Source organism: Mycobacterium sp. 2YAF39 (assembly GCF_052114565.1).
GTDB lineage: Bacteria > Actinomycetota > Actinomycetes > Mycobacteriales > Mycobacteriaceae > Mycobacterium.
Genome location: NZ_JBFREZ010000013.1, coordinates 70,961 through 97,368, shown reverse-complemented (window position 1 = coordinate 97,368; position 26,408 = coordinate 70,961). Strand labels below are relative to the sequence as shown.

The following is a 26,408-nucleotide window of genomic DNA, read 5'->3' as shown; positions in this document are numbered from 1 at the left end:
CAAATACGTCAGTACTGACGAGATTGTCCGAGATCGGGTTACGATCTCCGCGCTATGACCGCATCGCCGAACCTGCACGAGCTGCGGCGGCGGTCGACGCGTGAAGCGTTGCGACAGGCCGCGCTGACCAGCTTCGCCCGTAAGGGCTTCTCGAACGTGACGGTGACCGAACTCGCCCGCGAGGCCGGTGTCACCGAGCGCACCTTCTTTCGGCACTTCCCGACCAAGGAAGCCGTGCTGTTCCAGGACTACGAGACGCAGGTCGAATGGCTGGCCGAGGCACTGGCGCGGCGGCCCGAGTCGGAGTCGGTGTTCGACGCGGTACTGGCCAGCGTCGCAAGCTTCCCGCACGACTTCGAGGTGGTCCGCCAGGCGGCGAGCGCCCGCGCGGAACTGATCACCGCCGAACGGATCGCCGCCCACCTCAGGGTGGTCCAGGCGTCGTTCGCCAGAGCGATCACGAGCTTCGTCGCGCAGCGATACGCCGATAGGCCCGAGATCGATCTGCTCGCCGAGGTGGCTGGCGCGACGCTGGCCGCAGCGCTGGTCACTGCGGTGGAGAACTGGGGTGGAAGCGGGTGCACGGGCGACCTCGACGAGATTGTCGCCACCTGCGTGAATCTCGTCAGGTCCGGTATGGCGCCACTGGCTTGAGCAAATGGCATTTTGCGGAGCGTTACGGGCGTACGCTGGGCTTATGTGGTCTCGTCGATTGATCCTGGCCGGCTTGTGCGCCGCTGCTATCGCCACCGCGCCCGTCAGCTTTGCGGACCCGACGATCTATCCGAACACCGACGCCAACGGCGTCCCGACGAATCAGTCCGGCGGCCCCGTCACCGACATCAACGGTGTGCCCTGCACAGCCGGTCACTACGGGACGTGCTTCTCCTTCGCGCAGAATCAGCCGGGTCGCGAGACGCCTGGCTCGATCGTGGGCGGCAGCCCGACGGTCAGGCGATAGCCGGTCCGCGTACCGCTAGCGCAGCGAGCCGGGCGGCCAGTCGACGCCGATCTCGTCGCAGATCGGCGGGATGATGATCAGCGCACCGCGCGGGCTGCAGAATGGCGTCCCCGGTGGCTTTTGCATCGGAGGGGCAGGCGTGCCGACTGGGGCAGGCGGCGGCACGGCCGGATGCGGCGAGCCGGACCAGGGGTACATGGTGTTGGTCGTGACGTCCACGATGCCCTCGGAGTTCCAGTACCAGTCGTGCGGGACGTTCCAGTCCCAACTGAGGACCTGACCGCCGGGAGGCGAAGGCTCACCCGGAAACCAGTGCGTACACGTGACGCCCGCCGGACAGTTGCCACCTTGATAGCTCGGGCCCTGGGCGGATGCCGCGGGCATACCCAATCCGGCCAGCCCGAGACCGCTGGACACGACTACTGCGGTCGCCAGCTTCGACATTCGTTTAATGGTCGTACTCCTTATTCGGGCGCCGCCCCTGTGGCGTGGCCATTGCGGTCAAGTACAGACCGTGGACCGCGCTACCGATCCCAAAGTTCCAAAGATGACGCCTCGGAGCCCCACCGCCGGCGCTAGGCTCCCGGGCGTGACGGTGAATCGCCGCAAAGTGCTGGGTGGAGCGGCTCTGGCGGGCGCCGGCGCCGCAACTGGTGTTGGCGTCGACCGCATCGTCTCCAGCGGCACCGGTAATGGCACCGAGAAGGAAGCTCCCGTGACTGTTTCTGATGACGCTGCGCGCTTTGGTGATCCGCGGATACCCGCCGAGACGATCACGTCGCAGTCACACCTGTTCCATCTCGGCGCGCAGCCCCGCAGCATGCATGACGGTGGTTTTTTCCAGCAAGCCAACGAGGACAACTTCCCGATCCTCAAAGGGCAAGAGGCCAGCCTGCTGTTGCTGACATTGGAGCCCGGCGGCATCCGTGAGCCGCACTGGCATCCCAGCGCGTGGGAGCTCAACATCGTCACCAGCGGTGTGGCGACATGGATCGTCATCGACGGGAACGGCAACTACGAGAGCTTCGACCAGCACGTCAACGACCTCGTATTCGCGCCGCAGGGTTCGTTTCACTACTTCGAGAACCGCGGCCAGGACGACCTGACGATCATCATCATTCAGAACACAAGTGCGCCTGAAGACAAGGACAACATCGGCATTGGTGAGTCGCTCAGCAGGCTCCCACCGCGCGTGTTGTCCGCCGTATTCGGTGTTCCCGAAGACACTTTCGGCAAGTTCAAGAAGATCGACAACTCGATCGTGATTCTGCGGTCGCCGTAGCCGACTAATGCAGACTTAGAGGATGAGCGACGCCTCACGAGGTGAGGATTCATCCCCGATTCTTACCGCGCTGGCTATGCGGCAGTGCCCAACCCCACACATGCCCGTTCGACGCTGTCGGACCTTGGGATGAATTCCAGGACGTACTGCGAAGATCTCCTCGAACACGCGCTCGTCGGCGGGCAGCCGATAACGCTGCGCCCCAACGATTTTCGGCGAGTTTGTGAGAGCGCAGTCCACGACGTCATGGAGTAGTCGGGTGCATCGAGTTGTCTCCGCGCAACCGTAACGGCGCGGTGTGCGTTCAGCAGCTTTCAGCGGTATTTCAGCTCCCATCGGTAAGCCTGGGTCCGTAGCGGCTCATCGCAACGTGGCGACCGGACAAGTCGGTGATGACGGTTTCAGGCCCACTCGATTGGGTCGAATCGGTACTCGGTGTCGACGTGCTGGTACATCCGCCCAGCGTCACCACCACTGCGAGCAGCGTGGCAATCGCACGCACCGTCCTAGTCGGAGGTTTCGGGCCGTACGCATAACGGTCGGTCGTCGGTACACCTGCTCAATTGGATGTTGCGCATTCGGCGCAGTGATCGCATTCCGCTCCGGTTAATCGCTACCGCACTGCGTGGCGAAGCGAAAGGCCTTCGTATCCACAGGAGTTGGGATTTTCCCGGACTACCTGGCAATTCAGATTTTTTGAAAAGGCTGAAAAGAAATGCGTTGTTCAGTAATGCACGTGCTGACTAGTAGGACTGTCCGTCGGCGTAACGCTGGCGACGGTAGTGGCGCCCATTGCCGCGATTGCGGCTCTTGTACGTCGGTAATTGTGAGTCACAGTTCGGGCAGACCAGCCGCAGGTTTTCCCGACGGTTGTTGGTCGGGTCGCCGTCGATGTGGTCCATCACCAATGCGAGGGGCAGTGCCAGCCACACGCTGGCTCCGCCGCAGATCGCACAGCAGCCCGACTGAGCGTTGGCGAGATACTCCCGGATGTGGTGGCCCCTGCTAGTGGCGATCGTGGCCTCGCCAGACTCGAGCCAACGCGACGTACTCGACTTGCGTCGAAACGATTGCTGACACGCATTACCGCAGTAGATCTTTTGGCTGCGCTTCGAGAGTTCGGATCCACAGCCACGGCACTGTCTCACGCTACGAAGCTACGACGTCCCACTGACAATAGCCGCCGTCGGACTTGGAGCCTCCTATCGGGATTGAACCGATGACATTCCGCTTACAAGGCGAACGCTCTACCACTGAGCTAAGGAGGCCTGCGGGCTCAGAGTTTATCGGGTCAGGCATCGGGGCATCCCGGTGGCCGTGAGCGTCAAAGACGATCTGCTCGACGACTTCCCGCATGTGTACCCGGCGCTGTCGCGCCCCGAGGTCGAGCGGTTGCTTACTCTGCTCGACCAGAGCGCGAGCACCGAGGCCGCCATGGGTCTCTCCATCGCCACCGCTCTCGAGCCGTTGGTCCCCGAAGTCGCAGGTCGGATCCAGAACTACAACAAGGCGGGGGATACCGACGACTACGTGCGCATGCTGCGCGGAGCCGCGGTTCTTCTGCTTCAGAAGTGGCAGCCCGACGAACAGGCGCCCGCCCCGGACAGCATCGCCGACCTGGTCGACGAGGTCGAGGCCGAAAGCTGACGTCACTCGTCGGCGTCGACGACCCGTTGCGACCTCACGGGCTGCACCGCCGAACGTGCCCGCGGGCGTCGGCCCGGGAACGGAATCCGGTCGGCGATATTGCTCAGCGGGTTGACCACCTGGCTCAGGGTGATGACCGCTTCGTGGAGCGCATCGATCGTTGGCGCCAACGCCTCCAACCCCGGCGTCAACCTGTTGAGGGTGTCCGCCACGTCCGCCAGTTTCAGCAGCGGGCCGTTCTCATCGGTCAGGGTGTCGAGCAGCCCGCCCTCGGCCAACAGTCGGTCGGCCACGCCGTCCTCGCGCAACACCCGCTCGATCAGGCCGTCGTTGGCCAGCAGCTGATCGGCCAGTCCGCCCGGCGCGATGACCCGCGACAACGCCCCGTCGTCGGTGGTCATCCGGTCGAGCAAGCCGCCCTCTGCGGTTACCTGGTCGACGATCCCGCCCGGCGCGAGCGCCCGGGAGACGGCACCCGTGTCGGCGGTCAGCCGATCCAGCAGTCCGCCCTCGGCCGTCACCTGATCGACCACCCCGCCGGGCCTCAGCAGCCGGTCGAGCGGGCCGTTGGGCGCCAGCGCCCTACCGAGGGGCGCATCGTCGTCCATCAGCTTGGCCAGGCGGTTTGCCCGCTCGACCGCGTCGTCGAGACCCAGCATGTGTGCGAAGGACGCCGACCCGGTCCCGTTGGCCGGATCCGTATCGCCGAGGGTTCGCTGCGCGATGCCGAGCGCCCCGCCGGCGATCGAAAGCCCTGTCTCGGCCATTGCCAGCCCAACGCGTACCGGCGCTGTGGCCAGGTCGGTCACGGCGGAGAGGGTCTTGCCCAGGTTCATTTTCCCAGTCTATGGACCGCGCAAGCGAAAACTCACAGGAAGTGCACAGCCATTCGGCAGGATCATGGCAAGGCGGGAGGTGGAAAGTAGCTGAATGGCGATGCCTGCTGCAACCGAAAACCATCCAGAAGCCACGGTCCTTGTCGTCGACGATGAGACGAACATCGTCGAGCTTCTGTCGGTGAGCCTGAAGTTCCAGGGATTCGAGGTCTATACGGCGTCCAACGGTTCTGCCGCCCTGGACAAGGCCCGTGAGGTACGGCCGGACGCAGTGATCCTCGACGTCATGATGCCGGGAATGGACGGTTTCGGCGTGCTGCGCCGGCTACGCGCCGACGGCATCGACGCACCCGCGCTGTTTCTCACGGCCCGCGACTCGCTGCAGGACAAGATCGCCGGGCTGACACTCGGTGGCGACGACTACGTGACCAAGCCGTTCAGCCTCGAAGAGGTGGTCGCCCGGCTGCGGGTCATCCTGCGGCGCTCGGGTCGTGGTGCGATCGAGGAATCCCGCAGTTCACGGCTGACGTTCGCCGACATCGAGCTCGACGAGGACACCCACGAGGTGTGGAAGGCCGGCGAGCCGGTCTCCCTGTCGCCGACGGAATTCACCCTGCTGCGGTACTTCATCATCAACGCGGGCACGGTGCTGTCGAAGCCGAAGATCCTCGACCACGTATGGCGCTACGACTTCGGCGGCGACGTCAACGTCGTCGAGTCTTACGTCTCGTATCTGCGCCGCAAGATCGACACCGGCGAGAACCGGCTGCTGCACACGCTGCGCGGCGTCGGCTACGTCCTGCGCGAGCCGCGGTAAGCGCTTGCGTGACGGGCGCGCCATAGAGCACGACAATGGGAGTGTGGGCGCACTGAGCTTGCGGGGTATCCCGCTGAGGATCGGGCTCGTGGCCGCCACTCTGGTGTTGGTGGCGTGCGGACTGTTCGCGGCCGACTTCGCCGTCACGTCCATCCTGCGGCACACCCTGAGCAACCGCGTCGACCAGGAATTGCTCGACGCCTCCCGCAGCTGGGCGCAGGCCCCGCGCCACCTGCCTGCCCTGCCGATGGAGGGACCCAACCCGGCGCGCCCGCCGTCCAACTTCTACGTGCGGGGCATCGGCCCCGACGGGCACATCTGGATGGCGGTCAACGACCGCGACGCCGAACCCGCGTTACCCGACAGCAACGACGTGGGACCGGTGCCGGTCACCATCAGATCGGTCGACAACTCGGGTGTCGAATGGCGCGCGATGACGGTCCGCGGACCCCAGGGTGAGCTCACCACGGTGGCCATCGACCTGTCCGATGTCCAGACGACGGTGCGGGCCCTGACATACGCGCAACTCGGGATCGGTCTGGCCGTACTGCTCGTGCTCGGTGTGGCGTGTTACTGGGTCGTGCATCGCAGTCTTCGCCCCCTCGTCGAAGTCGAACGGACCGCCGCGGCGATCGCGGCGGGGCAGCTCGACCGTCGTGTTCCTACCCGTGACCCTCGCACCGAGGTCGGCCGACTTTCGTTGGCGCTCAACGGCATGCTCGCCCAAATCCAGAGCGCGATAGCGGCGTCGGAGTCATCCGCGGCGCAGGCGCGCGGGTCCGAGGACCGGATGCGACGGTTCATCACCGACGCCAGCCACGAGCTTCGCACACCCCTCACGACGATCCGCGGTTTCGCCGAGTTGTACCGGCAGGGTGCCGCCAAGGACGTCGAAATGCTGATGAGCCGGATCGAAAGCGAATCGAGCCGGATGGGTCTGCTTGTCGAGGATCTGTTGCTGCTGGCCCGACTCGACGCGCAGCGTCCATTGGATCGGCGCAGGGTCGACCTGCTGGTGCTGGCCAGCGATGCCGTGCACGATGCACGCTCGATCGCACCGAAACGCAGAATCACCATGGAGGTGTTCGACGGGCCGGGAACCCCCGAGGTGGTCGGCGACGAGCCGCGCCTGCGGCAGGTCCTCTCCAATCTGATGACCAACGCGTTGCAGCACACCCCCGACACCGCGGACGTCACGGTGCGGGTCGGAACGGAAGACGACACGACCGTGCTTGAAGTGTGCGACAAGGGTCCGGGGATGAACGTGCAGGACGCCCATCGCGTCTTCGAGCGGTTCTACCGCGCCGACTCGTCGCGAGCGCGGACCAGTGGCGGCACCGGACTAGGGCTCTCGATCGTCGACTCGCTGGTGTACGCGCATGGCGGCACGGTCAGCGTCACCACCGCCCCGGGGCAGGGCTGCCGGTTCAAGGTCGCGCTTCCGCGAATCGCCGACGTTCCCGCTGCGGTGGGTTGATTCTCAGCCCAATTCGGCGAGCGCGGCCTTGATCTTGGCTTGCGCATCGTCGAGGGACTGCTGCGACGGGTTCTGATCGGCGTTCGCGAAACCGAAGTCCGCGAGATTGTTGGTCGGGAAGACGTGGACGTGCAGGTGTGGGACCTCCAGCCCGGCGATGATCACGCCCGCACGGTCAGCGGGAAAGGCCTTGACCACGGCCTTGCCGATCAACTGGGACACCTCCATGACCCGGGCGAACACGGAGGGGTCGACGTCCTGCCAGTTGTCGATCTCGGCACGCGGCACCACCAGCGTGTGGCCGACGGTGATGGGTGCGATCGTCAGGAACGCGACGATGTCGTCGTCCTCGTAGACGAACCGACCGGGCAGCTCTCCGTTGATGATTTTGGTGAACACGCTCGCCATGTCGCTGAGCTTACGGGGTGTTCAGCTGGGTACCGCTCCGGTGCCGCCGATCAGCTTGTCCAGCTCGGCCACCGACCACGGCGGGCTGTCGTGATGGTCCCGGTAGGCGATGATCGCCGGTGTCTGCCGATCGAAGCGACCGACGAAACCGCCTGCGGCGATGAAGATCTGGCCCGTCACATCCTTGGCGAGATCACCCGCGAGGTAGGCGTAGATCGGCGCGGCGTATTCGGAAGGGGGCGCGTCCAGCGCGGCCTGCGTACTGACGTCGTCGAGAAGGCCGCGGCGATTCAACTCGGCGATGTGGGATTCGTACTCGGTGCCCGTCGACAGCCGCGTCTTCGCGCCGGGGCACACCACGTTCGCCCGCACCCCGTGCTCCTTGAGCTCCGCGGCGATCGCGAGTGTCAGCCCGTTGACCCCACCCTTGCCGGCCGGGTAGCCGGTGCCCCCGTAATCGCCGAGGTACGCGAACGAACTGGTGTTGACGATCGAACCGCCACCCTGTTCGACCATCTTCGGCGCCGCGGCGCGACAGGTCTCGAACGTGGTCACCAGGTGCGCGTCGATCAGATCGCGGAACAGCGTACTCGTGACTCTGAGGATCGACTCACCGGCCAGTCCCGGCGTGCCCGCGCAGTTGACCAGGATGTCGATGCGGCCGAATTCGCTTACGCACCGGTCGATCAGGGCGTCGGCGACATCGGGGTTCGCGGGCGAACCGGGGTGGGCGACCGCTCCGGCGATGCGTTCGGCGGCCTTGTGGGCGGTATCTGGATCGCGTCCGTTGAGCACGATCCCGGCGCCCTGTTCGGCGAGCAGTTCGGCCACCGCGAATCCGATGCCGCGGGTGCCGCCGACGACGACGGCGCCCTTGCCTGCCAAAGCGGGACTAATCGCCTTCGCCCTCCTGGGCGAACTCCATCGCGTCCATGTTCCAGTAGCCGCGCAGGTTGGTGATCAGGCCTTCGTCGTTGACCTTGTAGGTGAACACCCCGCGCACCGTGGCGGTGAAGCCGTTCGGGAAACGGGTCTGCAGCACCAGGATGTAGGCGATCTCCGTCGGCGAACTGGACGGGAACGTTGCCTCACGGGTGACGGTCAGCTGGTTCGGGCCGATGTTGGTGTCGAAGAACTCCCGGACGGCCGCCTTGCCGCGCACCCCGTTGCCGTCGGGGTTGGTCACCGAGGGTCCGATCGGATCCTCGATGACGATGTCGTCGGTCATCAGCGCCAGCCAGCCGTCGCCGTCACCTGCCTGAACACAGCGCCACGACGCCTCGGACGCGGCGACGACGGGACTCTTCTCGACGGTCTCCTGCGACATGGCCTACGACCGATCGTCGTCGGTGTACCGGATGATGCCGCGAATGTTCTTGCCGTCCAGCATGTCCTGGTAGCCGTCGTTGATCTGCTCCAGTTTGTACTGCCGGGTGACCATGTCGTCGAGGTTGAGCTTGCCCGCCTTGTACATCGACAGCAGCTGTGGAATGTCGTACTGCGGGTTTCCACCACCGAAGATGGTGCCCTGCAGGTTCTTCTGCATCAGCGTGAGCATCGCCAGATTCAGCGTCACCTGGTTCTCGAGGATGCTTCCCATCGCAGTGAGTACGCAGGTGCCGCCCTTGGCGGTGATGTTCATGTAGCTGTCGACGTCCTCGCCGTGCAGCTCGCCGACGGTCACGATGACCTTGTGCGCCATCAGGCCCGCGGTGACCTCCATGATGCCCATCATTGCGGCGTCGATGTCCGGATAGACATGGGTCGCACCGAATTTCAGCGCTTGGTCACGCTTCCACTCGACGGGATCGATGGCGAAGATGTGACGGGCTCCGGCGTTGACCGCACCCTGCAGTGCGGACATCCCGACGCCGCCGACGCCGACGATCGCGACGTCCTGTCCCGGACGGATGTCCGCGGTCCGCGTCGCCGAGCCGTAGCCGGTGGTCACACCGCAGCCGACGAGGCACGCGACCTCGAACGGGATCGACGGGTCGATCTTCACGACCGAGGCCTTGTTCACCACCATGTACGGCGAGAAGGTGCCGAGCAGCGTCATCGGGTAGACGTCCTGGCCCTTCGCCTTGACGCGGAAGGTGCCGTCGGACACGGCCGCTCCGTTGAGGAGGTGCATACCGAGGTCGCAGAGGTTGCGCATGCCGGCCTGACACGTCTGACATCTGCCACACGACGGGATGAACGACAACACCACGTGGTCGCCCGGCGCGAGGTCCTCGACGCCTGGCCCGACCTCGGTGACGATGCCGGCGCCCTCGTGGCCGCCGAGCACGGGGAAGCCGCCCATGGGGATTCCGCCGGTGACCAGATGGAAGTCGGAATGGCACATCCCCGACGCTTCCATTTGGATCTTGACCTCGTCCTTGACGGGATCGCCGATCTCGATCTCCTCGATCGACCACGGCTGGTTGAACTCCCAGATGAGAGCGCCCTTTGTCTTCATCCGAACTCGCCTTCCACTAGACCCTTGGGGCCAGACTAGAGCCATTAGTTAGGTGCGTCACACGCACCCCCAAGCAACCGCTTGGCCGGGAGCTACCAGATCTTGGCCGGTGCCTTGCCGAGCGGGTAGTAACCGGGCAGCTTCTCGCCCGCAATGGAGCGCTCGATCCGCTTCTGCATACCTTCGCTGAGGTCTCCGGTCTCGATCAGCTTCCCGAACATGTAGGCGACATGACCGAAGTCGAAGAAGTCGCGTTGCCACTCGATCTTGAGGTCGGCATCGAGGCGGAACCAGCTGCCGCCGATGCCGTAGATCTCGTCCTGGCTGCCGTCGGTCTTGTTGACGATCTGCTTCCAGAAGCCGACGACCTCACCGAGCTTCTCGTCGATGAGAACCTTCTGATATTCGTAGACCCAGTTCTCCAGGCCCTGCATCTCCAGGCCCAGCGCGACGTCGCGGATCTCGTCGCGGCCGATACACATCACATCTTCCTTCGGCCCGATGTTCCAGCCATAGGTCGCGTCGGCGGTGTAGAAGTCGGCCAAATTCTTCCAATCGCCTGCAGCCTCGGAGTCCTTATTGGCCTGCAACCACCGTTCGACCCAGTCTTCGAGTTGTTCCCGCGACAGTGAGGGCATATCAGTCATCCTTATCTTCTATGAACAGTGCCTGAGTGGGGCACATGTCTACCGCATTTTGAACTTCGTCCCGGTCTTCTTCCGGCCCAGTGTCTTTCAGGATTTCGACCTGGCCGCGTTTGGGAACGGAGAAGTAGTCGGGTGCCTCGAGCTCACACATGGCGTGGCCCTGGCACAGGTCGATGTCGACGCCTACCTTGAACCCCATCGTGACTCCTAGGCGGTGCGCCTGCGATAGCGGACCTTTGCGGGCTGCGCCAGCTGCACCACCATCTTCGAGTGGTCGTTCTTGTAACTGTCGGCGGGCTGCGCCATCTCGAACTCATACTCACGCAATAGAACCGAGAAGATCGCCTTGATCTGCATCTGCGCGAACGCCGCTCCGACGCAGCGGTGCTTGCCGGCGCCGAACGGGATCCACGTCCAACGGTTGGCCAGATCCTCCTGCCGCGGCTTCAGATAGCGGTCGGGGATGAATTCGTCCGGTTCGGGGAAGTCCTCCGGAATTCGGTTCGAGATCGCCGGCGACGCTGCGACGAAGTCGCCCTTGTGGATCGGGAAGCCCCCGACCTCGAACTCGTCCTGTGCCACTCGCATCAGGATGATCAGCGGCGGGTGCAGACGCAACGTCTCCTTGACGACGTTGTCCAGCTTCGGAATCTGGCGCAGCGCATGGAAACTGACCTCCTGCCCGTCGGCGTAGAGCTCTTCGAGCTCGGCTAGCACCTCGGCGTACACGTCGGGGTGCCGAATCAGCTCGATCAACGTCCACGAGGAGGTACCCGAGCTGGTGTGGTGACCGGCGAACATCAGGGAGATGAACATGCCGGTGACCTCGTTGGCCGTAAAGCGCGGGTTGCCTTCGTCGTCCTTGATCGAGACCAGCACGTCGAGCAGGTCTCGATCCTCCTTGCTCGCGGGTGGGTTGGCGATGCGGCCTTCCATGATCTCCTGAACCAGCGCAACGAGTTTCACGCGCGACTCGTCGCGAATACGGAAGCTCTCGATGTCGAGGTAGGGATCGACGTAGCAGAGGGGATCGGTCCCACGCTCCAGCTGGTGGTAGTACTGGGCGAATCGACTGTCGAGCTGCTCGCGGAACTTCAGTCCGATGAGGCACGCCGTCGAGGTGTAGATGGTCAACTCGGAGAAGAAGTCGAGGAGTTCGATCTCGCCCTCGGGTCCCCAGTCGGCGATGATCTTCTTGACCTCGTTCTCGATGGTGGCCGCGTGGCCCTTCATCTGCTCGCCACGCAAAGCGGTGTTGTGCAGCATCTCCGCTCGACGTTCGGGGTCGGCGTCGAACACCACACCCTCACCGAAGATCGGCGTCATGAACGGGTACGCCTCAGCCTGATTGAGCTCGCTGTCACTGGAGCGGAAGAAGAACTCGTTGGCCTCCGACCCCGACAGCATGACGACGTGCTTGTCGACCAGCTGGAACCAGCCGACATCGCCGCATTCCTCACGGATGCGGTTCATCAGGCCGATCGGGTCGGTGCGGAACTCCTCGAGGTGTCCGTGTTCTTCCTCGCCGCCGGAAACCCGGGGCACGATCGCAGTGGTCATTTGTTCAGGTTCTCCTCGTTCAAGACCAGTTTCTGCCGCTCGGCCGGGGCGCTGGTCAATGGGGCTTCGGGCTGAAGTTCCATGTTGGCGATGTACCCGCCGCGCGGTGTCTCCGCGACGAACGTGATCGCGCGTGCGAGATCGGCGGCCCGCAGGAAGTAGTCGTGTCGGGCCTGTCCCCACTTCGCCCAATCCTCAAGTGCCGGAGCGATCTTGTCGGCGGGCAGGCTCCAACCCATGCTGGTCTTGGTCGGACCCGGATGCACGATTGAAGCGCGGACGCCGGTGCCCTCGAGCTCCATCTGGAGGTTGTTGACCATGGCGACCAGCGCGGCCTTGGCCGCCCCGTAGGCACCCATGTGCGGACGTTGCCGCAGCGCCACTTCCGAACCCACGAAGATCAGGTCACCGCGTTGGCGTTCCAGCATGCCTGGCAGCACCGCGGTCGTCAGCCGGTTGGCCCCGACGAGATGGATCTGCAGCTGTGAGTCGAATTCGTCGGTGCTGATCTCGGCCAGCTTTCCGAAGTAGGTGTCTCCGGCGCCGGCAACCAGCACCTCGATCTCGCCCAGCGCGTCAACCGCGTTGGCCACGAACGACTTCACCGAGTTGGGGTCGGTCACATCGAGGTGGAAACTGACGGCCTCGCCACCTTCGGCACGGATCTTGCCGACAAGGTCGTCGAGCTTCTCGACGCGACGGGCGCCGAGTGCGACGGGAAACCCGCGCGATGCCAGGTCGATGGCGGTGGCTTCCCCGATGCCTGCCGAGGCGCCTGCGACGATGGCCGGTCTGCGGTCGGGAAGTGGTTCAAAGCGTGGCATTTAGGTGACCTTCAGTGGATCTCGAGAGTCATGGGTAGGTGGGCGAATCCGCGGACGCTGCTGGAGTGGACGCGGACGGCGTTGGACTCGTCGACCTCGAAACCACCGATCCGCTTGAAGAATTCGGTCAGTGCCACCCGGGCTTCCATCCGTGCCAGATGGGCGCCGAGGCAGAAATGCGCGCCACTGCCGAAACTCAGAAGATTCGATCCGATATCGCGACCGATGACGAATTCATCGGGTTTGTCGAACACTCGCTCGTCGCGATGGGCCGAACCCGGGAGCAAAAGGAGGATGTCGCCGTCAGGAATGGTGGTGTCGTAGAAATTCAAGTCGCCGGACACGACGCGCGCCAGGAGCTGGCTGGAGGTGTCGTAGCGAAGCGTCTCCTCGACCCACGACGGAATCTGCTCGAGGTCGGAGAACACCGGTGCGAGTTGGTCCGGGTTGGCATGACCCCAGAAGGCGGCATTGGCAAGCAGTTTGGTCGTGGTCTCGTTGCCCGCGATCACCATCAAGAACAGGAACCCCAGCACCTCCTCGTCGGTGAGTCGGTCGCCGTCGATCTCGGCTTCCAGCAGCGCCGACGTCAGATCGTCGCTGAGCTTTTTGCGCCGCTGCGCGATCATCTCCTGGTAATAGACCATCAGGTTGATCGACGCTTCGATCGCCGACGCGGGTACGTCCATCACACCGTCTTCGCGGTGCATCACTCCGTCGGCCATTGCCCTGATGCGGTCGCGGTCCTCGACGGGCACACCCATCAGCTCGGAGATGACGTCCATCGGCAGCTTGCCCGCGAATTCCGCGACGAAGTCAACGGTGCCGGATCCGGCCTTCTCGAGCATGACGTCGAGGTGCTGAACCGCAAGTTCGGTGACGCGTCCCTCCAACTCCCGAATCCGTCTCGGCGTGAAGCCTTTTGACACCAGCGTGCGCAACCGCAGATGGTCGGGATCGTCCATGGCGAGGAACGACATCGTCTTCGATGCGTGTGGTCCACGCGAAATCGGATCGAGCGAGACCCCGTCGCGGTTGGACAGCGTGGTGCTGTTGCGGAAGCCGTCCCGCACATCCTTGTGCCGTGACAAAGCCCAGAAGCCGATGTCGGAGTTGTGATACAGCGGGGCCTCGTCACGCAGCCGCTTGTAGTACGGGTACGGGTCTTCGTGGAAGTCGTAGTCGTACGGGTCGAGGAGCAGGTCGCTCGTCGGCGTGGACTGGGATGTCACTTGTCTTCTCCCAAGATGAGGCCGACCACATAGCTGAGGCGGTCGGCGATCTGGTGGTAGGTGAACGCTCCGCTGCCCGCGTTGACCAACGCGCCGAAGAACGTCATCTCCAACGCGGCGAGTGTGCGTGGGTCGGCATCCGGGCCGACGGCCGAGCGGATGCGGCGGTGGATCTCGGCGCCGATGCGATCACGGACCGAGCGCACCGCATCATCGTTTCCGCTCAGCAGCGCGGTCGTGCACGCGGCCGCGACCTCCGGCTCGTCGGCGACCGTCAGCGCCATACTGCGCAGTGTCTTCTCGACACGCGTCACCCTGCTGTCGTTGACGTCGGTGAAGTACGGCACCCGGCGGATCAGGTTCAGGTAGACCTCGGCGATCAAATGGTTCTTCGACGAGAAGTACGTATAAGCGGTCGCAGGCGCCACCTTGGCCCGCGCGGCGACGGCACGCACTGTCAGATCCGCGTAGGACGACTCGCGCAGCATCTCCACGCCGGCGGCGAGCACCTTGTTGAAGGTCTCCTCCTGCCGGCGGTTGCGCGGCGTCTCCCCTGCCTGCGGGGGAGGTGGCTGCGTGATCGCAACCACGGGATCACTGGACACATGTCCAACTTATCCGACAGGGGTGTGATGAGGCAAGCGCACAGGTGAAGTGGGCCAGCCTTGCTTCTCACGTAGTAGTGACGCTAAGGTTCGAGGTGACACAGTCGGACAGTTGTCCAGTAATGCGAACACAGGAGTTCGGATGGGAATCCTCGCCGATCGCGAGAGTCGTCTGTTCATCGACGGCAAGCTGGAGCCGGGAAGTGCGGGCACGTTTCAGACCGTCAATCCTGCTACCGAGGAAGTGCTCGGCGTCGCTGCCGACGCGAGCACCGAGGACATGGGCCGGGCGATCGAGGCGGCACGGCGTGCCTTCGATGACACCGGATGGTCGACCGACACCGAGCTTCGGGTGCGCGGCATTCGTCAACTGCAACAGGCGATGCGCGACGCCGCGGAGGAGCTGCGCGAGCTGACGATCAGCGAAGTCGGCGCGCCCAGGATGCTCACCTCCATGGCGCAACTCGAGGGTCCCGTCGAGGACCTGAGTTTTTGCGCCGACACCGCCGAGTCGTATTCGTGGAAAACCGATTTCGGTGTCGCGTCGCCGATGGGCATCAAGACCAGCCGGACCATCGCGCGGGAGGCCGTCGGGGTCGTCGGGGCGATCACGCCGTGGAACTTCCCCCACCAGATCAACCTCGCCAAGCTGGGCCCCGCCTTGGCGGCCGGCAACACAGTGGTGCTCAAGCCGGCGCCCGATACGCCGTGGTGCGCCGCGGTGCTGGGTGAGCTGATCGGTGAACACACCGACATTCCGGCCGGTGTGGTCAACATCGTCACCTCCAGCGATCACGGCGTCGGTGCGCTGTTGTCGAAAGATCCACGGGTGGACATGGTGTCGTTCACCGGGTCGACGAACACCGGTCGCGCGGTGATGGCAGACGGTGCGGCCACCCTCAAGAAGGTGTTCCTGGAACTCGGTGGCAAGTCGGCGTTCCTGGTGCTCGACGACGCCGACCTGGCCGGTGCGTGTTCGATGTCGGCGTTCACCGCGTCGATGCATGCGGGTCAAGGCTGCGCGATCACCACCCGACTCGTCGTCCCACGCGCCCGCTACGACGAAGCCGTCGAGGCGGCGGCGGCCACGATGGCGGGTCTCAAGCCCGGTGATCCGCAGGACGCGGGCACCATCTGCGGGCCGCTGATCTCAGAGCGGCAGCGCGACCGCGTGCAGGCCTACCTCGACTCGGCTATCGAGGAGGGCGGCACATTCGCCTGCGGCGGAGGGCGTCCCGCCGACCGTGACACCGGATACTTCATCGAGCCGACCGTCATCGCCGGCCTCGACAACAACGCCAAGGTGGCCCGCGAGGAGATCTTCGGGCCGGTATTGACCGTCATCGCCCACGACGGCGACGACGACGCCGTTCGCATCGCCAACGACTCGCCGTACGGCCTGTCGGGCACGGTGTTCTCACCGGACCTCGACCGGGCCAACGCGATCGCCGCGCGCCTGCGCGTCGGCACCGTGAACGTCAACGGCGGTGTCTGGTACTCCGCGGACATGCCGTTCGGCGGATACAAGCAATCCGGCATCGGCCGCGAGATGGGGCTTGCCGGTTTCGAGGAGTACCTGGAAATCAAAGCCATCGCGACGGCGAACTAGAGGAGACATCGGTGGGTCTGTACGGAGATCAGTTCAAAGAGAAGGTCGCGATCGTCACGGGTGCCGGCGGCGGCATCGGCCAGGCGTACGCCGAAGCGCTCGCCCGGGAGGGTGCGGCGGTGGTGGTCGCCGACATCAATGTCGAGGGCGCGCAGAAGGTCGCCGACGGCATCAAGGGGGAGGGTGGCAACGCGCTCGCGGTACGTGTCGACGTCAGCGACCCCGACTCCGCCAAGGAGATGGCAGCGCAGACGCTTTCGGAGTTCGAGGGCATCGACTACCTGGTGAACAACGCCGCGATCTTCGGCGGTATGAAGCTGGACTTCCTCATCACCGTCGACTGGGACTACTACAAGAAGTTCATGAGCGTGAACCTCGACGGTGCGCTGGTGTGCACGCGTGCCGTGTACAGAAAGATGGCCAAGCGCGGTGGCGGGGCGATCGTCAACCAGTCTTCGACGGCAGCCTGGCTGTACTCGAACTTCTACGGTCTGGCCAAGGTCGGCATCAACGGCCTCACCCAGCAGCTCGCGACCGAACTCGGTGGACAGAACATCCGCATCAATGCCATCGCGCCGGGGCCCATCGACACCGAGGCCAATCGCACCACCACGCCGCAGGAGATGGTCGCCGACATCGTGAAGGGAATCCCGTTGTCCCGCATGGGCGAGGTGGACGATCTGACCGGCATGTGCCTTTTCCTGCTGTCCGACCAGGCCAAGTGGGTCACCGGGCAGATCTTCAATGTCGACGGCGGACAGATCATTCGGTGATGAGCGCTTGCGCGAAGAACAGAGGGCACGATGAGTGACGACCTGAAGCTCGGCTACATCGGCCTCGGCAATCAGGGTGCCCCGATGGCGAAACGCCTCGTGGAGTGGCCCGGTGGTCTCGTGGTCTTCGACGTGCGGACCGAGGCGATGACGCCGTTGGCCGAACTCGGCGCGAGCCTTGCCGACAGCGTCGCCGACGTGGCCGAAGCCGACGTCATCAGCGTTACGGTGCTCAACGACGCGCAGGTCCGTGATGTCGTCGCGCAACTGGGTGATCACGCCAAGCCGGGCACCGTCATCGCGATTCATTCGACGATCGAGCCCGATACCGCCTCCGAGTTGGCTGAACAGCTGCGCCCCAAGGGAATCCACATTGTCGACGCTCCGGTCAGCGGCGGAGCGGGCGCGGCTGAAAAGGGCGAACTGGCAGTGATGGTCGGCGCCGACGACGATGCGTACGACACCGTCAAACCGGTCTTCAAGAAGTGGGCGTCGATGGTCGTCCGCGCCGGCGAGCCGGGCGCAGGGACGAGGATGAAGATCGCCCGCAACATGCTGACATTCATCGGGTTCACCGCGGCCTGCGAGGCGTCCAGGCTGGCCGAAGCGGCAGGCATCGATCTGCAGAAGCTCGGCCGCGTCGTGCGCCACAGCGATGCGCAGAGCGGCGGGCCGGGGGCGATCATGGCCCGTGATGACACGAAACCGCTTGCGCCGGATCACTTCCTGTATGACATGTTCGTTCACACGCGCGGTCTGGCTGAGAAGGATCTGAAGTTGGCCCTCGGACTCGGTGAGGCCAACGGTGTTGAACTGCCACTGGCCGAGATAGCTTTGCGGGATCTGGCGGCCGGGCTCGGCGTCCCGCACACCACGTCGACGGCGAAGGAGTGACGATGGATGAACAGCGCCGCAAGGGCCTCGAGAAGATGAACGAGGTCTACGGCTGGGAGATGCCCAATATCGAAGGGGATCCGTTCTTCGACCTCACGGTCGACCATCTCTTCGGCAGCATCTGGACGCGACCCGGACTGACAATGCGCGACAAACGGATCATGACGCTGACCGTGGTCACCGCCGTCGGAAACTCCGACCTTGCCGAGATCCAGGCCAACGCCGCCCTGGCCAATGGCGAGATGACGGAGACCGAGCTCAAGGAAATGGCGATCTTCCTGACGCATTATCTGGGTTTCCCGTTGGGGTCCAAGCTCGACGGTGTCGTTTCCTCGGTGATCAAGAAGCGCAAGAAGGCCGCGGAGCGCGGGCAGAGCGAAGACAAGAAGGGCAACGTCAACGCGGCGGTCCGAATGCACTCCGGGGGCTCTGTCCATGATGAGTAGATATGCCGCGCTGTCGCGCGAGGAGCTGGCCACACTGGTACCGGAACTGCTGCTGATCGGTCAGCTCATCGATCGCTCGGGAATGGCGCACTGCATCAGCGCGTGGGGACGCGAGGAGATGCTCCAGATCGCCATCGAGGAATGGGCTGCGTCCAGCCCGCTGTACACCAAGCGGATGCAGAAGGCGCTGAAGTACGAGGGCATCGACATCTTCACCCTCTTCAAGGGCCTGCAACTCGACATCGGTGCACCGCCCCAGTTCATGGATTTCCGCTACGTCGTGCACGACCGCTGGCACGGCGAGTTCTATCTGAATCACTGCGGCGCGCTGATGGACGTCGAGCCGATGGGTGAGGAGTATGTCCATGGCATGTGCCACGACATCGAGGACCCCACCTTCGACGCCACCGCGCTGGCCACCAACCGCAAGGCCCAGGTGAGGCCCATCCACCGGCCGCCACGGATACCGTCCGACCAACATCCGCACTGCCGGTGGACCGTCATCATCGACGAGTCCTACCCCGAGGTGCCGTTCATCCCGGCAATGGACATCGTCGGCGCCACCCACGCCCACTCGTGTGAACTCGAGCCGATCGACCCGAACGACGAAGGCATGGCGGACTATTCGGGAGAGTTGCTCGCCGATGTCGACTTGGGCGCGTTCTCACATTCGGCCCTGGTCCGGATCGCCGACGAAGTCTGTCTGCAGATGCACCTGTTGGTGAAGTCGTTCACGATCGCGGTCGAGAAGCGCGCCAAGGACGATGCGGCGCTCGCACGGTCGATTCGCACCAAGCAGCTGATCGGTATCGCGGGGGTGGCCGCCGAGCGAATTCACAAGGCGCTGCGGCTCTCCAGTGATCCGAAGGGTGCGCTACGCGTGCTGGAACTGCATCCGCTGCTGAATCCGGCGGCCTACGTGTACGCCGACATCGACCCGGACTTCGTCCACGTGCGGCGCTCCCCTGCATACGAGGACGGCTCGTGGATCTCGCTGGTATCGCCCGTGGCTGACCTGCCACTCCAGGCGATTGTGCAGGCCGTCGACCCCCATCTGCGCGCGGAGGTGTCGGGTACCGAGTCCGACTGGACCGTGCGGGTCGTCGAAACCGACACCGCGGCAAAGAAACTGTCCGAGGTCGAGGTGACCGAGTTCAGCGCGGGTGCGTCGTGGGTGTTCGAGGAACGGAAGTCGCTTCCGCTGACGGTTGTATAGCGCCACCCACCCACCGCCGTAGGTAGCTTCGAAGTTCGGCGCCCCGCCGCGGCGGTCTGCCGGGGTCGATGATGAACGACTGGATGATCCGCAGCAGGTGTTCGACCAGTTCGCCGAGATCGGCGTCGCTGTACCCGAGACCGGCCCAGTCGACGTCGAATCTGCGCACCAGCGAGTGGCCGAAATCCATCGCGACATCCGACGTGACGGATTGGGTGTGCGGGTTCGGCTGGCCCGCCATCAGCAGTAGGCCGATGTGTTTGTCCTCGGGTAGCCATTCCAGGGCTGTTGCGACGGCCTCGGCGATAGCGTCGGCGGGGTCGGTGATTCCCCGAAGGTGCGCGGCCAACCGGTCCAGGAAGCCGCTTGCGGCGTGCACCGCGGCGGCGATCAGCAGTGCGTCGGTGCTCGGGAAGTAGCGGTACACCGTCTGTCGGGTGACGCCGAGCGTGCGGGCGACGTCGCTGATCGAGAAATCGGCCCCACGTGCGTCGATCGCCCTGCCCGCAGCGTCGAGGATGCGGCTGATGGCCTCGTCGTCGGATGCCGGCGCCGATCCGGACCAGCCATGGGTGCGCATTCCCGGATAGTACTCAGCCTCGGTACGAGACCGGCAGCGCCTTGACCCCGTTGATCCACCCCGACCTAAGCCGTTGCGGTTCATCCAGTTTGGTGATGTTGGGAATCTGATCGGCGAGCTCGTTGAAGATCAGCTTGATCTCCATGCGGGCTAGGTTCGCGCCGATGCAGAAGTGCGCGCCGTTACCGCCGAACGACAGATGCGGGTTGGGATTGCGCAGGATGTCGAATTGGAAGGGCGACTCGAACACGTCCTCGTCGAAGTTGGCCGAACTGTAGAACAACCCGACGCGCTGCCCCTCACGGATGCTCGCGCCGCCGATCTCGGTGTCCGCCAGCGCCGTTCGCTGGAAGCAGTGCACGGGGGTGGCCCAGCGGATGATCTCGTCTACCGCTGTGTCGGGCCGCTCGCGCTTGAACAGCTCCCACTGGTCGGGGTTCTCGAAGAAGGCGTTGATGCCGTGCGTCATGGCGTTGCGGGTGGTCTCGTTGCCTGCGACGGCGAGCAGGATGACGAAGAACGCGAACTCGACGTCGCCGAGGGTTTCGCCGCCTTCCCCTCCCAGGTCGGCTTGCACTAGGCGCGTGACGATGTCGTCGGCCGGACAGCGCCGCCGCTCTTCAGCCATGGTGTACGCGTAGCCCATCAGCTCGGCGTTGGCGGTCGTCGGATCGGAGTCGAAATCCGGATCGTCGGTGTTCATGATCGAGTTGGTCCAGTGGAACAGCTTCTCGCGGTCGGCCTCTGGCACGCCGATCAGATCGGCGATCGCCAGCAGCGGCAGGCTCATCGCGATGTCGTTGACGAAGTCCCCGCTTCCCTTCTCCTTCGCGGCGGCGACGATCTCATGTGCGGCGACGGCGAGCTTCTCCTCGAGTGCGGCGACTGAGCGGGGAGTGAACAGTCGCGACACGATCTTGCGCAGCCGGGTGTGTTCGGGGGCGTCGTGGTTGATCAACAGCGCCTTGGTCAGGTCGAGCTGCTCGCCGGTGACGCCGTCGGGCAGTCGCATCACGGCGCCCTTGCGGTTGGTGGACCACAGGTCGCCGTTGCGGGAGATCGACTTGATGTCCTCGTGGCGGGTGATCACCCAGTACCCACCGTCGTCGAAGATCGACTCCTCCTGGTCGTTCCACCACACCGGCGCCGTTTTGCGCAGCTCGGCGAATTCGGTGACCGGGATTCCCTGCAGAAGGACGTCGGGGTCGGTGAAGTCGAAACCCGCTCCGAAGGGGCATGTGCTCTGCGTCATAGTTCGACCATACACCGTGAAGTCAAGTGTATGGCCACGGTCGGTCGTACGATCGGACGATGCACGGCAAGAGGGCATTGGTGCGTAGGCCGAGTCCGCGCCTGGCCGAGGGCCTGCTCACCCATCTCGAGCGGTCGCCCGTTGACGCCGACCGCGCGATGGCGCAATGGGACGGCTATGTGCGGGCCCTGGTCGACGCCCGCTGGCAGGTGATCGAGGTCGAGGCCGCGCCGGACAGCCCCGACAGCGGTTTCGTCGAGGACACGATGGTCGTCTACGGCGATCTGGCGGTCATCGCGCGGTCCGGTGCGCTGGAGCGCCGAGACGAAACGGCGGGCGCTGAGAAGGCCGTCGCCGACGCCGGTTACCGCATCGCACGCATCGAGGCGCCAGGCGTGCTCGACGGCGGCGACGTGTTGAAGCACGGTGGAACCGTCTACGTCGGGCAGTCCGCGCGCTCCAACGCCGACGGCATCCGTCAGTTGGCCGAGTATCTGGCGCCGTTCGGCGCCCGGGTGGTCGCCGTCCCGCTCACCAAGGTGCTGCACCTCAAGTCGGCCGTGACGGCGCTGCCCGATGGCACCGTCATCGGGTATCCGCCTGTGGTCGACGATGCATCGATCTTCGGCGAGTTCCTGCCGGTCCCGGAGGAACCCGGGGCGCACGTCGTTCTGCTCGGCGAAGGAAAGCTGCTGATGTCGTCGAGTGCTCCCGACACCGCGGCGTTGATGCGGGAGCGCGGTTATGAGCCGGTGCTCGTCGACATCGGCGAGTTCGAGAAGCTCGAAGGATGCGTGACGTGTCTTTCTGTTCGACTGCGGGGCGTTTGAGCCCGGCTAGCGCATCGGCACTGGTGGCGCAGCGCCCTGTTTGATCAATCGCTCGCCGAGGTCGTAGTCGTCGTCGGCATTGAGGGTCAACACGCCGACGGTCGCCCCGTTGCTCTCGTACCAGATGGTGAAGCCGTCGTCGTGGATCACCTGCCGACTGTGTTCGTAACCGTCGCCCCACGCGTGATACTTGACGTCGCTGCCACCGATGGTCGTCCAAAAGCCAGGAACGCCATTCCATTCCGCGTCCACGCCGGCCGCGGCCGCGCCGGCGATCGACCCTTGGTCAGCGGCATCCTGCCAATGCTCGACGGCTATCCGGCGGCCTGCCGACGAGTTGTGGGCCAGTGCCACGTCCCCCGCAGCGAAGATGTTCGGTGCCGAGGTCGCCATGTCTGCGCTCACCACGATGCGTGATTCTTCGATGTCCAGTCCGGCCGTTTCGGCGAGCCCGCTCCGCGGGGTCACGCCGGTTGCAGCCAGCACGAAATCGCAGCCGAGGGTCACGCCGTTGTCCAGTTGCACCGCGGCGCCCTCGTGGATCGCATCGACCGACACGCCGCCGACGTAGCGGACACCCGCATCCTGCACGAGTTTCAGAAGCTGCTCGCCGGCGTCCTTACCGAGCCGCTTGTGCTGTGGAAGATCCTCGGGTGCAACCAGGGTCACCGACAACCCGCGCCGAGCCAGTGACGCGGCCGCCTCACAGCCGATGAAGCCGGCGCCGACGACCACCACGGCGCCGGCGTCCGAGCCTGCAGCACGCAGCCGCTTCGCGTCGGCGAGTGACCGCAGCAGCAGCGCCTGCTCGCCCCCGGCCACCGGAAGGGGTGAGGGTGTCGCGCCCGCGGCCAGCACGAGCGCCACATAAGGTCGGTCTTCGCCTGCGGCGATCACCGAGCCGCGGTCCGGGTCGATGCGTTCCACCTCCACACCGAGCTCGAGCTCGATGCCGCGGTCGGAGTACCACGACGGCGGATGCAGGGCCACATCGTCGGTCGCGCCGCGCAGAAAGTCCTTGCTCAGCGGTGGACGCTCATACGGAACCGCTTCGTCGGCGCTGATGAGACGCACCGGAAGGGCGTCGTTGTGCTTGCGGAACTCTTCTGCAGCGGCGACGGCGGCGGGCCCACTGCCCACGACGATCAGGCCTGGTTCAGTCATCGGGCCCGGATACCCGAAGGGTCGAGCGGATAAGCGATTAGGGTGTGCGGTTGTGCGCGTCCTGGTGATCGGATCCGGTGCCCGTGAACATGCGTTGCTTCTCGCGTTGCGCCGCGACCCCGAGGTCGAGGAACTGGCCGTCGCGCCGGGCAATGCCGGCACCGCGATCGTCGCGGACCAGTACGACGTCGACATCACCTCCGGCGAGGCCGTCGTCAACCTCGCCCAGCGGATCGGTTCCGATTTGGTGGTGGTCGGGCCCGAGGTGCCGCTGGTCCTCGGTGTCGCCGACGCGGTGCGCAGCGCGGGAATCGCCTGCTTCGGACCCACGAAGGACGCCGCGCGGATCGAAGGGTCGAAGTCGTTCGCCAAGGATGTGATGTCCGCGGCGGGAGTGCGGACCGCGACAAGTGAGATCGTCGACAACCCCGCCAACCTCGACGCCGCGCTCGACCGCTTCGGCCCACCGAGCGGTGACCCGTCGTGGGTGGTCAAGGATGACGGCCTGGCCGCTGGCAAGGGCGTGGTGGTGACCGCCGACCGCGACGCGGCGCGGGCGCATGCCGCCAGCCTGCTCGACTCCGGGCATCCTGTGCTGCTTGAGTCGTTCCTGGATGGGCCCGAGGTATCGCTGTTCTGCGTCGTCGACGGCGAGACCGTGGTGCCGTTGCTTGCCGCTCAGGACTTCAAGCGCGTCGGCGACGGCGACACCGGACCGAACACCGGTGGTATGGGCGCATACGCGCCACTGCCGTGGCTGCGCGACGATGCGGTCGCAACGATCGTCGACGAGGTTGTCAAACCCGTTGCCGCCGAGCTTGTTACGCGCGGAAGCGCGTTTTCCGGCCTTCTCTACGCGGGGTTGGCGCTCACCTCGCGTGGCCCGGCGGTCGTCGAATTCAACTGCCGCTTCGGCGATCCGGAGACCCAGGCCGTCCTTGCGCTGCTGGACAGCCCGCTGGGTCAGTTGCTGCGCGCCGCGGCGACCGGGCAACTCGCCGAACAGCCGCCGCTGCAATGGCGCGACGGTGCCGCGGTGGCCGTCGTGCTGGCCGCGGAGAACTACCCCGGCCGGCCGCGGGTCGGCGATGTCATCACGGGCTCAGAAGCCGACGGTGTGTTGCACGCGGGCACCGCACGCCGCGATGACGGCGCAATCGTCTCGTCCGGTGGACGGGTGCTGTCGGTCGTCGGAACCGCGGCCGACCTGTCCGCGGCACGCGACGCCGCGTATGCGCTGATCAAGTCGATTCGACTGCCGGGCAGCCACTTTCGCGGCGATATCGGGCTAGCCGCAGCCGAGGGCCGGGTTTCGGCCTAGGCGACGAGCAACGGCGCCATCCACGCGACTTCGCCGGGCAGCTGCGAACTCCAGAACGCGCTGTCGTGCCCGCCGGGGGAGAACCCGCCCGCCGGCGGACTGGCCAACTGGGCGGTGAACTGCTTGGTCGCCGAGTAGAACGGATCGCTGTCGCCGCAGTCGATCCGGATCGGAATCGAGTTCAGCGCAGGCAGTCCCCAGACGCTGTTGGCCTCGTAGTCTTCGGCGCTGTCGAACGCACCAGGCGCCGCCGCTCCCGGGGACGTCCACAGCGCCGGGCTGACCGCGGTGATCGCTGCGGTGCGGGCAGGCCCGAGCCGCGCACCGAGCAGCAGCGCTCCGTAACCGCCCATCGACCAACCGAGAAATGCGACGCGCGACGTGTCGAGGCCCTGACTGCCGAGCATCGGGATGAGCTCGTCGAGCACCATCGCTCCGGAGTCGTCACCGTCGGCCCGCTTGTGCCAGTAACCACCGCCGCCGTCGACGGCCACGACTGCGACCGGCGGGATACCGGCATCGACCGCCTGCGCCAAACCCTGCTCGACGCCGCCCGCCATGACGCCCGCAGCATCCTGACCTTTGCCGTGCAGCGCGATGATCGGACGCAGCGGGGCCGTCTGGCCGGGCGGGCGCGCGATCGCCCAATTGGTCGTCACTCCGCCACGCGCGGCCGAGACGAACGAGCCGTCGACATAGGTGGGGGCAGGAGCCGCGGACGCCGTTGGCGACACCCGCAGCGCCGCCGCTCCGGCCGCCACGCCGACACCGAGACGCAGAAGAGCGCGTCGATTCAGTTCGGGCATGGCGGACATCATGCCATCGGCGCCTGCGGCGGCCGGACGGCAGTGAGCAGAAGTGCAGACTTCTCTGAGTAAAGGCTGATGATTAGCCGAAAGCGCGATGCTTCCGGTCCCCGGCTGGCAGCATGCTTAACGTGACAGCCGCGGTCACTCCCAAAGGGGAACGAAGGCGCTATGCGCTGGTCAGCGCTGCTGCTGACCTGCTCTGCGAGGGCGGGTTCGACGCGGTACGGCACCGGGCGGTGGCCCGTCGCGCGGGCCTGCCATTGGCGTCGACGACGTACTACTTCTCCTCACTCGAGGACCTCATCGCAAAGGCCGTCGAGTATGCGGGCACACGTGAAGCCGAGCAGTTGCGAACCAGGGCGAGCACCCTGTCGCGCCGCCGCCGCGGCGCGGAGTCGACCGCCGATGTCTTGGTCGATCTGTTGGTCGGAGAGGCGAACGGACTGCGGGTCACCGAACAATTGATCTCGCGCTATGAGCGCTACATAGCGTGCGCGCGCCAACCCGGACTCCGCGATATCGAGCGGCGCATTCTGCAGCAGCGCACCGATGCGGTCGTCGAGGTCGTGGAGCGGTCCGGGCGGGCGGTGCGGGTGGAACTGCTCACGGCGTTGGTGTGCGCCGTCGACGGCGCGGTGGTCGCCGCGCTGGTGGGCGACGGTGACGGGCCTCGCGCGACCGCGCGCGCGACATTGATCGACGTCATCGACGTCTTGGCGCCGATCGACGAACACGTCGCTCAGGTGTGACCCGACGT

The 26,408-nt window shown here is 65.3% G+C and carries 31 protein-coding genes and 1 tRNA gene; 14 read left to right on the top strand and 18 right to left on the bottom strand.

Going from position 1 to position 26,408, the window contains the following annotated elements; translation table 11 throughout:
• Window positions 1–54 precede the first annotated feature (54 nt).
• Both AB4Z42_RS26705 and AB4Z42_RS26700 read left to right on the top strand, forming a co-directional pair.
• Window positions 55–654: a TetR/AcrR family transcriptional regulator gene (locus AB4Z42_RS26705; protein ID WP_442012257.1), complete on the top strand. Its 600-nt coding sequence runs from the start codon at window positions 55–57 to the stop codon at window positions 652–654.
• A 43-nt stretch (window positions 655–697) separates the two neighbouring features.
• The gene (locus tag AB4Z42_RS26700) at window positions 698–961 is read left to right on the top strand and encodes a hypothetical protein (RefSeq protein WP_442012256.1); all 264 of its coding nucleotides are present in this window, start codon (window positions 698–700) and stop codon (window positions 959–961) included.
• Between the two features lie 15 nt (window positions 962–976).
• Here AB4Z42_RS26700 and AB4Z42_RS26695 read toward each other — a convergent pair whose 3' ends face one another.
• A complete protein-coding gene (locus AB4Z42_RS26695; protein WP_442012255.1) occupies window positions 977–1,405 on the bottom strand; it encodes a hypothetical protein in 429 nt (142 codons plus the stop codon).
• A 145-nt stretch (window positions 1,406–1,550) separates the two neighbouring features.
• Here AB4Z42_RS26695 and AB4Z42_RS26690 point away from each other — a divergent pair, with 145 nt between their 5' ends.
• Window positions 1,551–2,243 (top strand): cupin domain-containing protein, encoded by a 693-nt coding sequence (locus AB4Z42_RS26690; protein ID WP_442012254.1) that lies wholly within the window; start codon window positions 1,551–1,553, stop codon window positions 2,241–2,243.
• Window positions 2,244–2,986: 743 nt separating this feature from the next.
• On the opposite strand, the gene AB4Z42_RS26685 is transcribed toward AB4Z42_RS26690, so the two are convergent.
• The gene (locus AB4Z42_RS26685) at window positions 2,987–3,391 is read right to left on the bottom strand and encodes an HNH endonuclease (protein ID WP_442012253.1); all 405 of its coding nucleotides are present in this window, start codon (window positions 3,389–3,391) and stop codon (window positions 2,987–2,989) included.
• 45 nt (window positions 3,392–3,436) lie between these two features.
• Window positions 3,437–3,511 (bottom strand) — tRNA-Thr (locus AB4Z42_RS26680).
• 49 nt (window positions 3,512–3,560) lie between these two features.
• Between AB4Z42_RS26680 and AB4Z42_RS26675 the strand changes: the two genes are divergently transcribed.
• Window positions 3,561–3,890 (top strand): hypothetical protein, encoded by a 330-nt coding sequence (locus tag AB4Z42_RS26675; protein WP_442012252.1) that lies wholly within the window; start codon window positions 3,561–3,563, stop codon window positions 3,888–3,890.
• 2 nt (window positions 3,891–3,892) lie between these two features.
• Here the strand turns inward: AB4Z42_RS26675 and AB4Z42_RS26670 are convergent, their stop codons facing one another.
• The gene (locus AB4Z42_RS26670) at window positions 3,893–4,726 is read right to left on the bottom strand and encodes a hypothetical protein (protein WP_442012251.1); all 834 of its coding nucleotides are present in this window, start codon (window positions 4,724–4,726) and stop codon (window positions 3,893–3,895) included.
• 94 nt (window positions 4,727–4,820) lie between these two features.
• Between AB4Z42_RS26670 and AB4Z42_RS26665 the strand changes: the two genes are divergently transcribed.
• Together AB4Z42_RS26665 and AB4Z42_RS26660 are read left to right on the top strand one after the other, a co-directional pair.
• Window positions 4,821–5,543, top strand: coding sequence for a response regulator transcription factor (locus AB4Z42_RS26665; protein ID WP_442012250.1), 723 nt, complete (start codon window positions 4,821–4,823; stop codon window positions 5,541–5,543).
• 22 nt (window positions 5,544–5,565) lie between these two features.
• Window positions 5,566–7,020 (top strand): sensor histidine kinase, encoded by a 1,455-nt coding sequence (locus tag AB4Z42_RS26660; RefSeq protein ID WP_442012281.1) that lies wholly within the window; start codon window positions 5,566–5,568, stop codon window positions 7,018–7,020.
• Between the two features lie 3 nt (window positions 7,021–7,023).
• Here the strand turns inward: AB4Z42_RS26660 and AB4Z42_RS26655 are convergent, their stop codons facing one another.
• The 10 genes from AB4Z42_RS26655 to AB4Z42_RS26610 form a co-directional block, all read right to left on the bottom strand.
• On the bottom strand, window positions 7,024–7,428 hold the full coding sequence (locus tag AB4Z42_RS26655; RefSeq protein WP_442012249.1) for an HIT family protein: 405 nt from the start codon (window positions 7,426–7,428) through the stop codon (window positions 7,024–7,026).
• A gap of 21 nt (window positions 7,429–7,449) precedes the next feature.
• Complete coding sequence (locus tag AB4Z42_RS26650) at window positions 7,450–8,313, bottom strand: SDR family NAD(P)-dependent oxidoreductase (RefSeq protein ID WP_442012248.1); 864 nt, start codon at window positions 8,311–8,313, stop codon at window positions 7,450–7,452.
• 7 nt (window positions 8,314–8,320) lie between these two features.
• A complete protein-coding gene (locus AB4Z42_RS26645; protein WP_442012247.1) occupies window positions 8,321–8,755 on the bottom strand; it encodes a nuclear transport factor 2 family protein in 435 nt (144 codons plus the stop codon).
• 3 nt (window positions 8,756–8,758) lie between these two features.
• Window positions 8,759–9,889, bottom strand: coding sequence for an NDMA-dependent alcohol dehydrogenase (locus AB4Z42_RS26640; RefSeq protein WP_442012246.1), 1,131 nt, complete (start codon window positions 9,887–9,889; stop codon window positions 8,759–8,761).
• A 92-nt stretch (window positions 9,890–9,981) separates the two neighbouring features.
• Window positions 9,982–10,527: a nuclear transport factor 2 family protein gene (locus AB4Z42_RS26635; protein WP_442012280.1), complete on the bottom strand. Its 546-nt coding sequence runs from the start codon at window positions 10,525–10,527 to the stop codon at window positions 9,982–9,984.
• A 1-nt stretch (window position 10,528) separates the two neighbouring features.
• Window positions 10,529–10,735: a ferredoxin gene (locus AB4Z42_RS26630; RefSeq protein WP_442012245.1), complete on the bottom strand. Its 207-nt coding sequence runs from the start codon at window positions 10,733–10,735 to the stop codon at window positions 10,529–10,531.
• 8 nt (window positions 10,736–10,743) lie between these two features.
• Complete coding sequence (locus AB4Z42_RS26625) at window positions 10,744–12,096, bottom strand: cytochrome P450 (RefSeq protein WP_442012244.1); 1,353 nt, start codon at window positions 12,094–12,096, stop codon at window positions 10,744–10,746.
• Window positions 12,093–12,920: an SDR family oxidoreductase gene (locus AB4Z42_RS26620; RefSeq protein ID WP_442012243.1), complete on the bottom strand. Its 828-nt coding sequence runs from the start codon at window positions 12,918–12,920 to the stop codon at window positions 12,093–12,095. Before AB4Z42_RS26620 ends, AB4Z42_RS26625 begins: the two co-directional genes overlap by 4 nt.
• Window positions 12,921–12,931: 11 nt before the next feature.
• On the bottom strand, window positions 12,932–14,152 hold the full coding sequence (locus tag AB4Z42_RS26615; protein ID WP_442012242.1) for a cytochrome P450: 1,221 nt from the start codon (window positions 14,150–14,152) through the stop codon (window positions 12,932–12,934).
• Window positions 14,149–14,757 (bottom strand): TetR/AcrR family transcriptional regulator, encoded by a 609-nt coding sequence (locus tag AB4Z42_RS26610; protein WP_442012241.1) that lies wholly within the window; start codon window positions 14,755–14,757, stop codon window positions 14,149–14,151. The genes AB4Z42_RS26615 and AB4Z42_RS26610 overlap by 4 nt, the downstream gene beginning before the upstream one ends.
• Window positions 14,758–14,899: 142 nt before the next feature.
• On the opposite strand from AB4Z42_RS26610, the gene AB4Z42_RS26605 reads away from it, so the two are divergent.
• The 5 genes from AB4Z42_RS26605 to AB4Z42_RS26585 are packed head-to-tail and all read left to right on the top strand — an operon-like array spanning window position 14,900 to window position 19,695.
• The gene (locus AB4Z42_RS26605) at window positions 14,900–16,366 is read left to right on the top strand and encodes an aldehyde dehydrogenase (RefSeq protein WP_442012240.1); all 1,467 of its coding nucleotides are present in this window, start codon (window positions 14,900–14,902) and stop codon (window positions 16,364–16,366) included.
• Between the two features lie 11 nt (window positions 16,367–16,377).
• The gene (locus AB4Z42_RS26600; protein WP_442012239.1) at window positions 16,378–17,139 is read left to right on the top strand and encodes an SDR family oxidoreductase; all 762 of its coding nucleotides are present in this window, start codon (window positions 16,378–16,380) and stop codon (window positions 17,137–17,139) included.
• A 30-nt stretch (window positions 17,140–17,169) separates the two neighbouring features.
• Window positions 17,170–18,033: an NAD(P)-dependent oxidoreductase gene (locus tag AB4Z42_RS26595; protein WP_442012238.1), complete on the top strand. Its 864-nt coding sequence runs from the start codon at window positions 17,170–17,172 to the stop codon at window positions 18,031–18,033.
• 2 nt (window positions 18,034–18,035) lie between these two features.
• Window positions 18,036–18,479, top strand: coding sequence for a carboxymuconolactone decarboxylase family protein (locus AB4Z42_RS26590; protein ID WP_442012237.1), 444 nt, complete (start codon window positions 18,036–18,038; stop codon window positions 18,477–18,479).
• Window positions 18,469–19,695: a hypothetical protein gene (locus tag AB4Z42_RS26585; protein WP_442012236.1), complete on the top strand. Its 1,227-nt coding sequence runs from the start codon at window positions 18,469–18,471 to the stop codon at window positions 19,693–19,695. The genes AB4Z42_RS26590 and AB4Z42_RS26585 overlap by 11 nt, the downstream gene beginning before the upstream one ends.
• Here AB4Z42_RS26585 and AB4Z42_RS26580 read toward each other — a convergent pair.
• Both AB4Z42_RS26580 and AB4Z42_RS26575 read right to left on the bottom strand, forming a co-directional pair.
• Window positions 19,634–20,275: a TetR/AcrR family transcriptional regulator gene (locus AB4Z42_RS26580; protein WP_442012235.1), complete on the bottom strand. Its 642-nt coding sequence runs from the start codon at window positions 20,273–20,275 to the stop codon at window positions 19,634–19,636. The two genes, AB4Z42_RS26585 and AB4Z42_RS26580, sit on opposite strands and share 62 nt — an antisense overlap.
• A 13-nt stretch (window positions 20,276–20,288) precedes the next feature.
• Window positions 20,289–21,527, bottom strand: coding sequence for a cytochrome P450 (locus tag AB4Z42_RS26575; protein ID WP_442012234.1), 1,239 nt, complete (start codon window positions 21,525–21,527; stop codon window positions 20,289–20,291).
• Window positions 21,528–21,586: 59 nt separating this feature from the next.
• Between AB4Z42_RS26575 and ddaH the strand changes: the two genes are divergently transcribed.
• Window positions 21,587–22,357 (top strand): dimethylargininase, encoded by a 771-nt coding sequence (ddaH, locus tag AB4Z42_RS26570; RefSeq protein ID WP_442012233.1) that lies wholly within the window; start codon window positions 21,587–21,589, stop codon window positions 22,355–22,357.
• Between the two features lie 6 nt (window positions 22,358–22,363).
• Here ddaH and AB4Z42_RS26565 read toward each other — a convergent pair whose 3' ends face one another.
• Window positions 22,364–23,521, bottom strand: a complete 1,158-nt coding sequence (locus AB4Z42_RS26565; protein ID WP_442012232.1) for an NAD(P)/FAD-dependent oxidoreductase — start codon at window positions 23,519–23,521, stop codon at window positions 22,364–22,366.
• A 52-nt stretch (window positions 23,522–23,573) separates the two neighbouring features.
• On the opposite strand from AB4Z42_RS26565, the gene purD reads away from it, so the two are divergent.
• Entirely contained in the window at window positions 23,574–24,842 is a 1,269-nt protein-coding gene (purD, locus tag AB4Z42_RS26560) for a phosphoribosylamine--glycine ligase (protein ID WP_442012231.1), read from the top strand.
• Here purD and AB4Z42_RS26555 read toward each other — a convergent pair.
• Window positions 24,839–25,660: an alpha/beta hydrolase gene (locus tag AB4Z42_RS26555; protein ID WP_442012230.1), complete on the bottom strand. Its 822-nt coding sequence runs from the start codon at window positions 25,658–25,660 to the stop codon at window positions 24,839–24,841. The genes purD and AB4Z42_RS26555 overlap by 4 nt on opposite strands.
• A gap of 110 nt (window positions 25,661–25,770) precedes the next feature.
• On the opposite strand from AB4Z42_RS26555, the gene AB4Z42_RS26550 reads away from it, so the two are divergent.
• Entirely contained in the window at window positions 25,771–26,400 is a 630-nt protein-coding gene (locus AB4Z42_RS26550; RefSeq protein WP_442012229.1) for a TetR/AcrR family transcriptional regulator, read from the top strand.
• The last annotated feature ends 8 nt before the right edge of the window (window positions 26,401–26,408 follow it).

What these genes read in the sequence shown, in the direction of transcription:
- AB4Z42_RS26705 (WP_442012257.1), top strand. Translation starts at nt 55, where the DNA reads ATGACCGCATCGCCGAACCTGCACGAGCTGCGGCGGCGGTCGACGCGT.
- AB4Z42_RS26700 (WP_442012256.1), top strand. Translation starts at nt 698, where the DNA reads ATGTGGTCTCGTCGATTGATCCTGGCCGGCTTGTGCGCCGCTGCTATC.
- AB4Z42_RS26695 (WP_442012255.1), bottom strand. Translation starts at nt 1,405, where the DNA reads ATGTCGAAGCTGGCGACCGCAGTAGTCGTGTCCAGCGGTCTCGGGCTG.
- AB4Z42_RS26670 (WP_442012251.1), bottom strand. Translation starts at nt 4,726, where the DNA reads ATGAACCTGGGCAAGACCCTCTCCGCCGTGACCGACCTGGCCACAGCG.
- AB4Z42_RS26665 (WP_442012250.1), top strand. Translation starts at nt 4,821, where the DNA reads ATGGCGATGCCTGCTGCAACCGAAAACCATCCAGAAGCCACGGTCCTT.
- AB4Z42_RS26655 (WP_442012249.1), bottom strand. Translation starts at nt 7,428, where the DNA reads ATGGCGAGCGTGTTCACCAAAATCATCAACGGAGAGCTGCCCGGTCGG.
- AB4Z42_RS26645 (WP_442012247.1), bottom strand. Translation starts at nt 8,755, where the DNA reads ATGTCGCAGGAGACCGTCGAGAAGAGTCCCGTCGTCGCCGCGTCCGAG.
- AB4Z42_RS26640 (WP_442012246.1), bottom strand. Translation starts at nt 9,889, where the DNA reads ATGAAGACAAAGGGCGCTCTCATCTGGGAGTTCAACCAGCCGTGGTCG.
- AB4Z42_RS26635 (WP_442012280.1), bottom strand. Translation starts at nt 10,527, where the DNA reads ATGCCCTCACTGTCGCGGGAACAACTCGAAGACTGGGTCGAACGGTGG.
- AB4Z42_RS26630 (WP_442012245.1), bottom strand. Translation starts at nt 10,735, where the DNA reads ATGGGGTTCAAGGTAGGCGTCGACATCGACCTGTGCCAGGGCCACGCC.
- AB4Z42_RS26625 (WP_442012244.1), bottom strand. Translation starts at nt 12,096, where the DNA reads ATGACCACTGCGATCGTGCCCCGGGTTTCCGGCGGCGAGGAAGAACAC.
- AB4Z42_RS26620 (WP_442012243.1), bottom strand. Translation starts at nt 12,920, where the DNA reads ATGCCACGCTTTGAACCACTTCCCGACCGCAGACCGGCCATCGTCGCA.
- AB4Z42_RS26605 (WP_442012240.1), top strand. Translation starts at nt 14,900, where the DNA reads ATGGGAATCCTCGCCGATCGCGAGAGTCGTCTGTTCATCGACGGCAAG.
- AB4Z42_RS26595 (WP_442012238.1), top strand. Translation starts at nt 17,170, where the DNA reads ATGAGTGACGACCTGAAGCTCGGCTACATCGGCCTCGGCAATCAGGGT.
- AB4Z42_RS26590 (WP_442012237.1), top strand. Translation starts at nt 18,036, where the DNA reads ATGGATGAACAGCGCCGCAAGGGCCTCGAGAAGATGAACGAGGTCTAC.
- AB4Z42_RS26585 (WP_442012236.1), top strand. Translation starts at nt 18,469, where the DNA reads ATGATGAGTAGATATGCCGCGCTGTCGCGCGAGGAGCTGGCCACACTG.
- AB4Z42_RS26580 (WP_442012235.1), bottom strand. Translation starts at nt 20,275, where the DNA reads ATGCGCACCCATGGCTGGTCCGGATCGGCGCCGGCATCCGACGACGAG.
- AB4Z42_RS26575 (WP_442012234.1), bottom strand. Translation starts at nt 21,527, where the DNA reads ATGACGCAGAGCACATGCCCCTTCGGAGCGGGTTTCGACTTCACCGAC.
- ddaH (WP_442012233.1), top strand. Translation starts at nt 21,587, where the DNA reads ATGCACGGCAAGAGGGCATTGGTGCGTAGGCCGAGTCCGCGCCTGGCC.
- AB4Z42_RS26565 (WP_442012232.1), bottom strand. Translation starts at nt 23,521, where the DNA reads ATGACTGAACCAGGCCTGATCGTCGTGGGCAGTGGGCCCGCCGCCGTC.
- AB4Z42_RS26555 (WP_442012230.1), bottom strand. Translation starts at nt 25,660, where the DNA reads ATGATGTCCGCCATGCCCGAACTGAATCGACGCGCTCTTCTGCGTCTC.
- AB4Z42_RS26550 (WP_442012229.1), top strand. Translation starts at nt 25,771, where the DNA reads ATGCTTAACGTGACAGCCGCGGTCACTCCCAAAGGGGAACGAAGGCGC.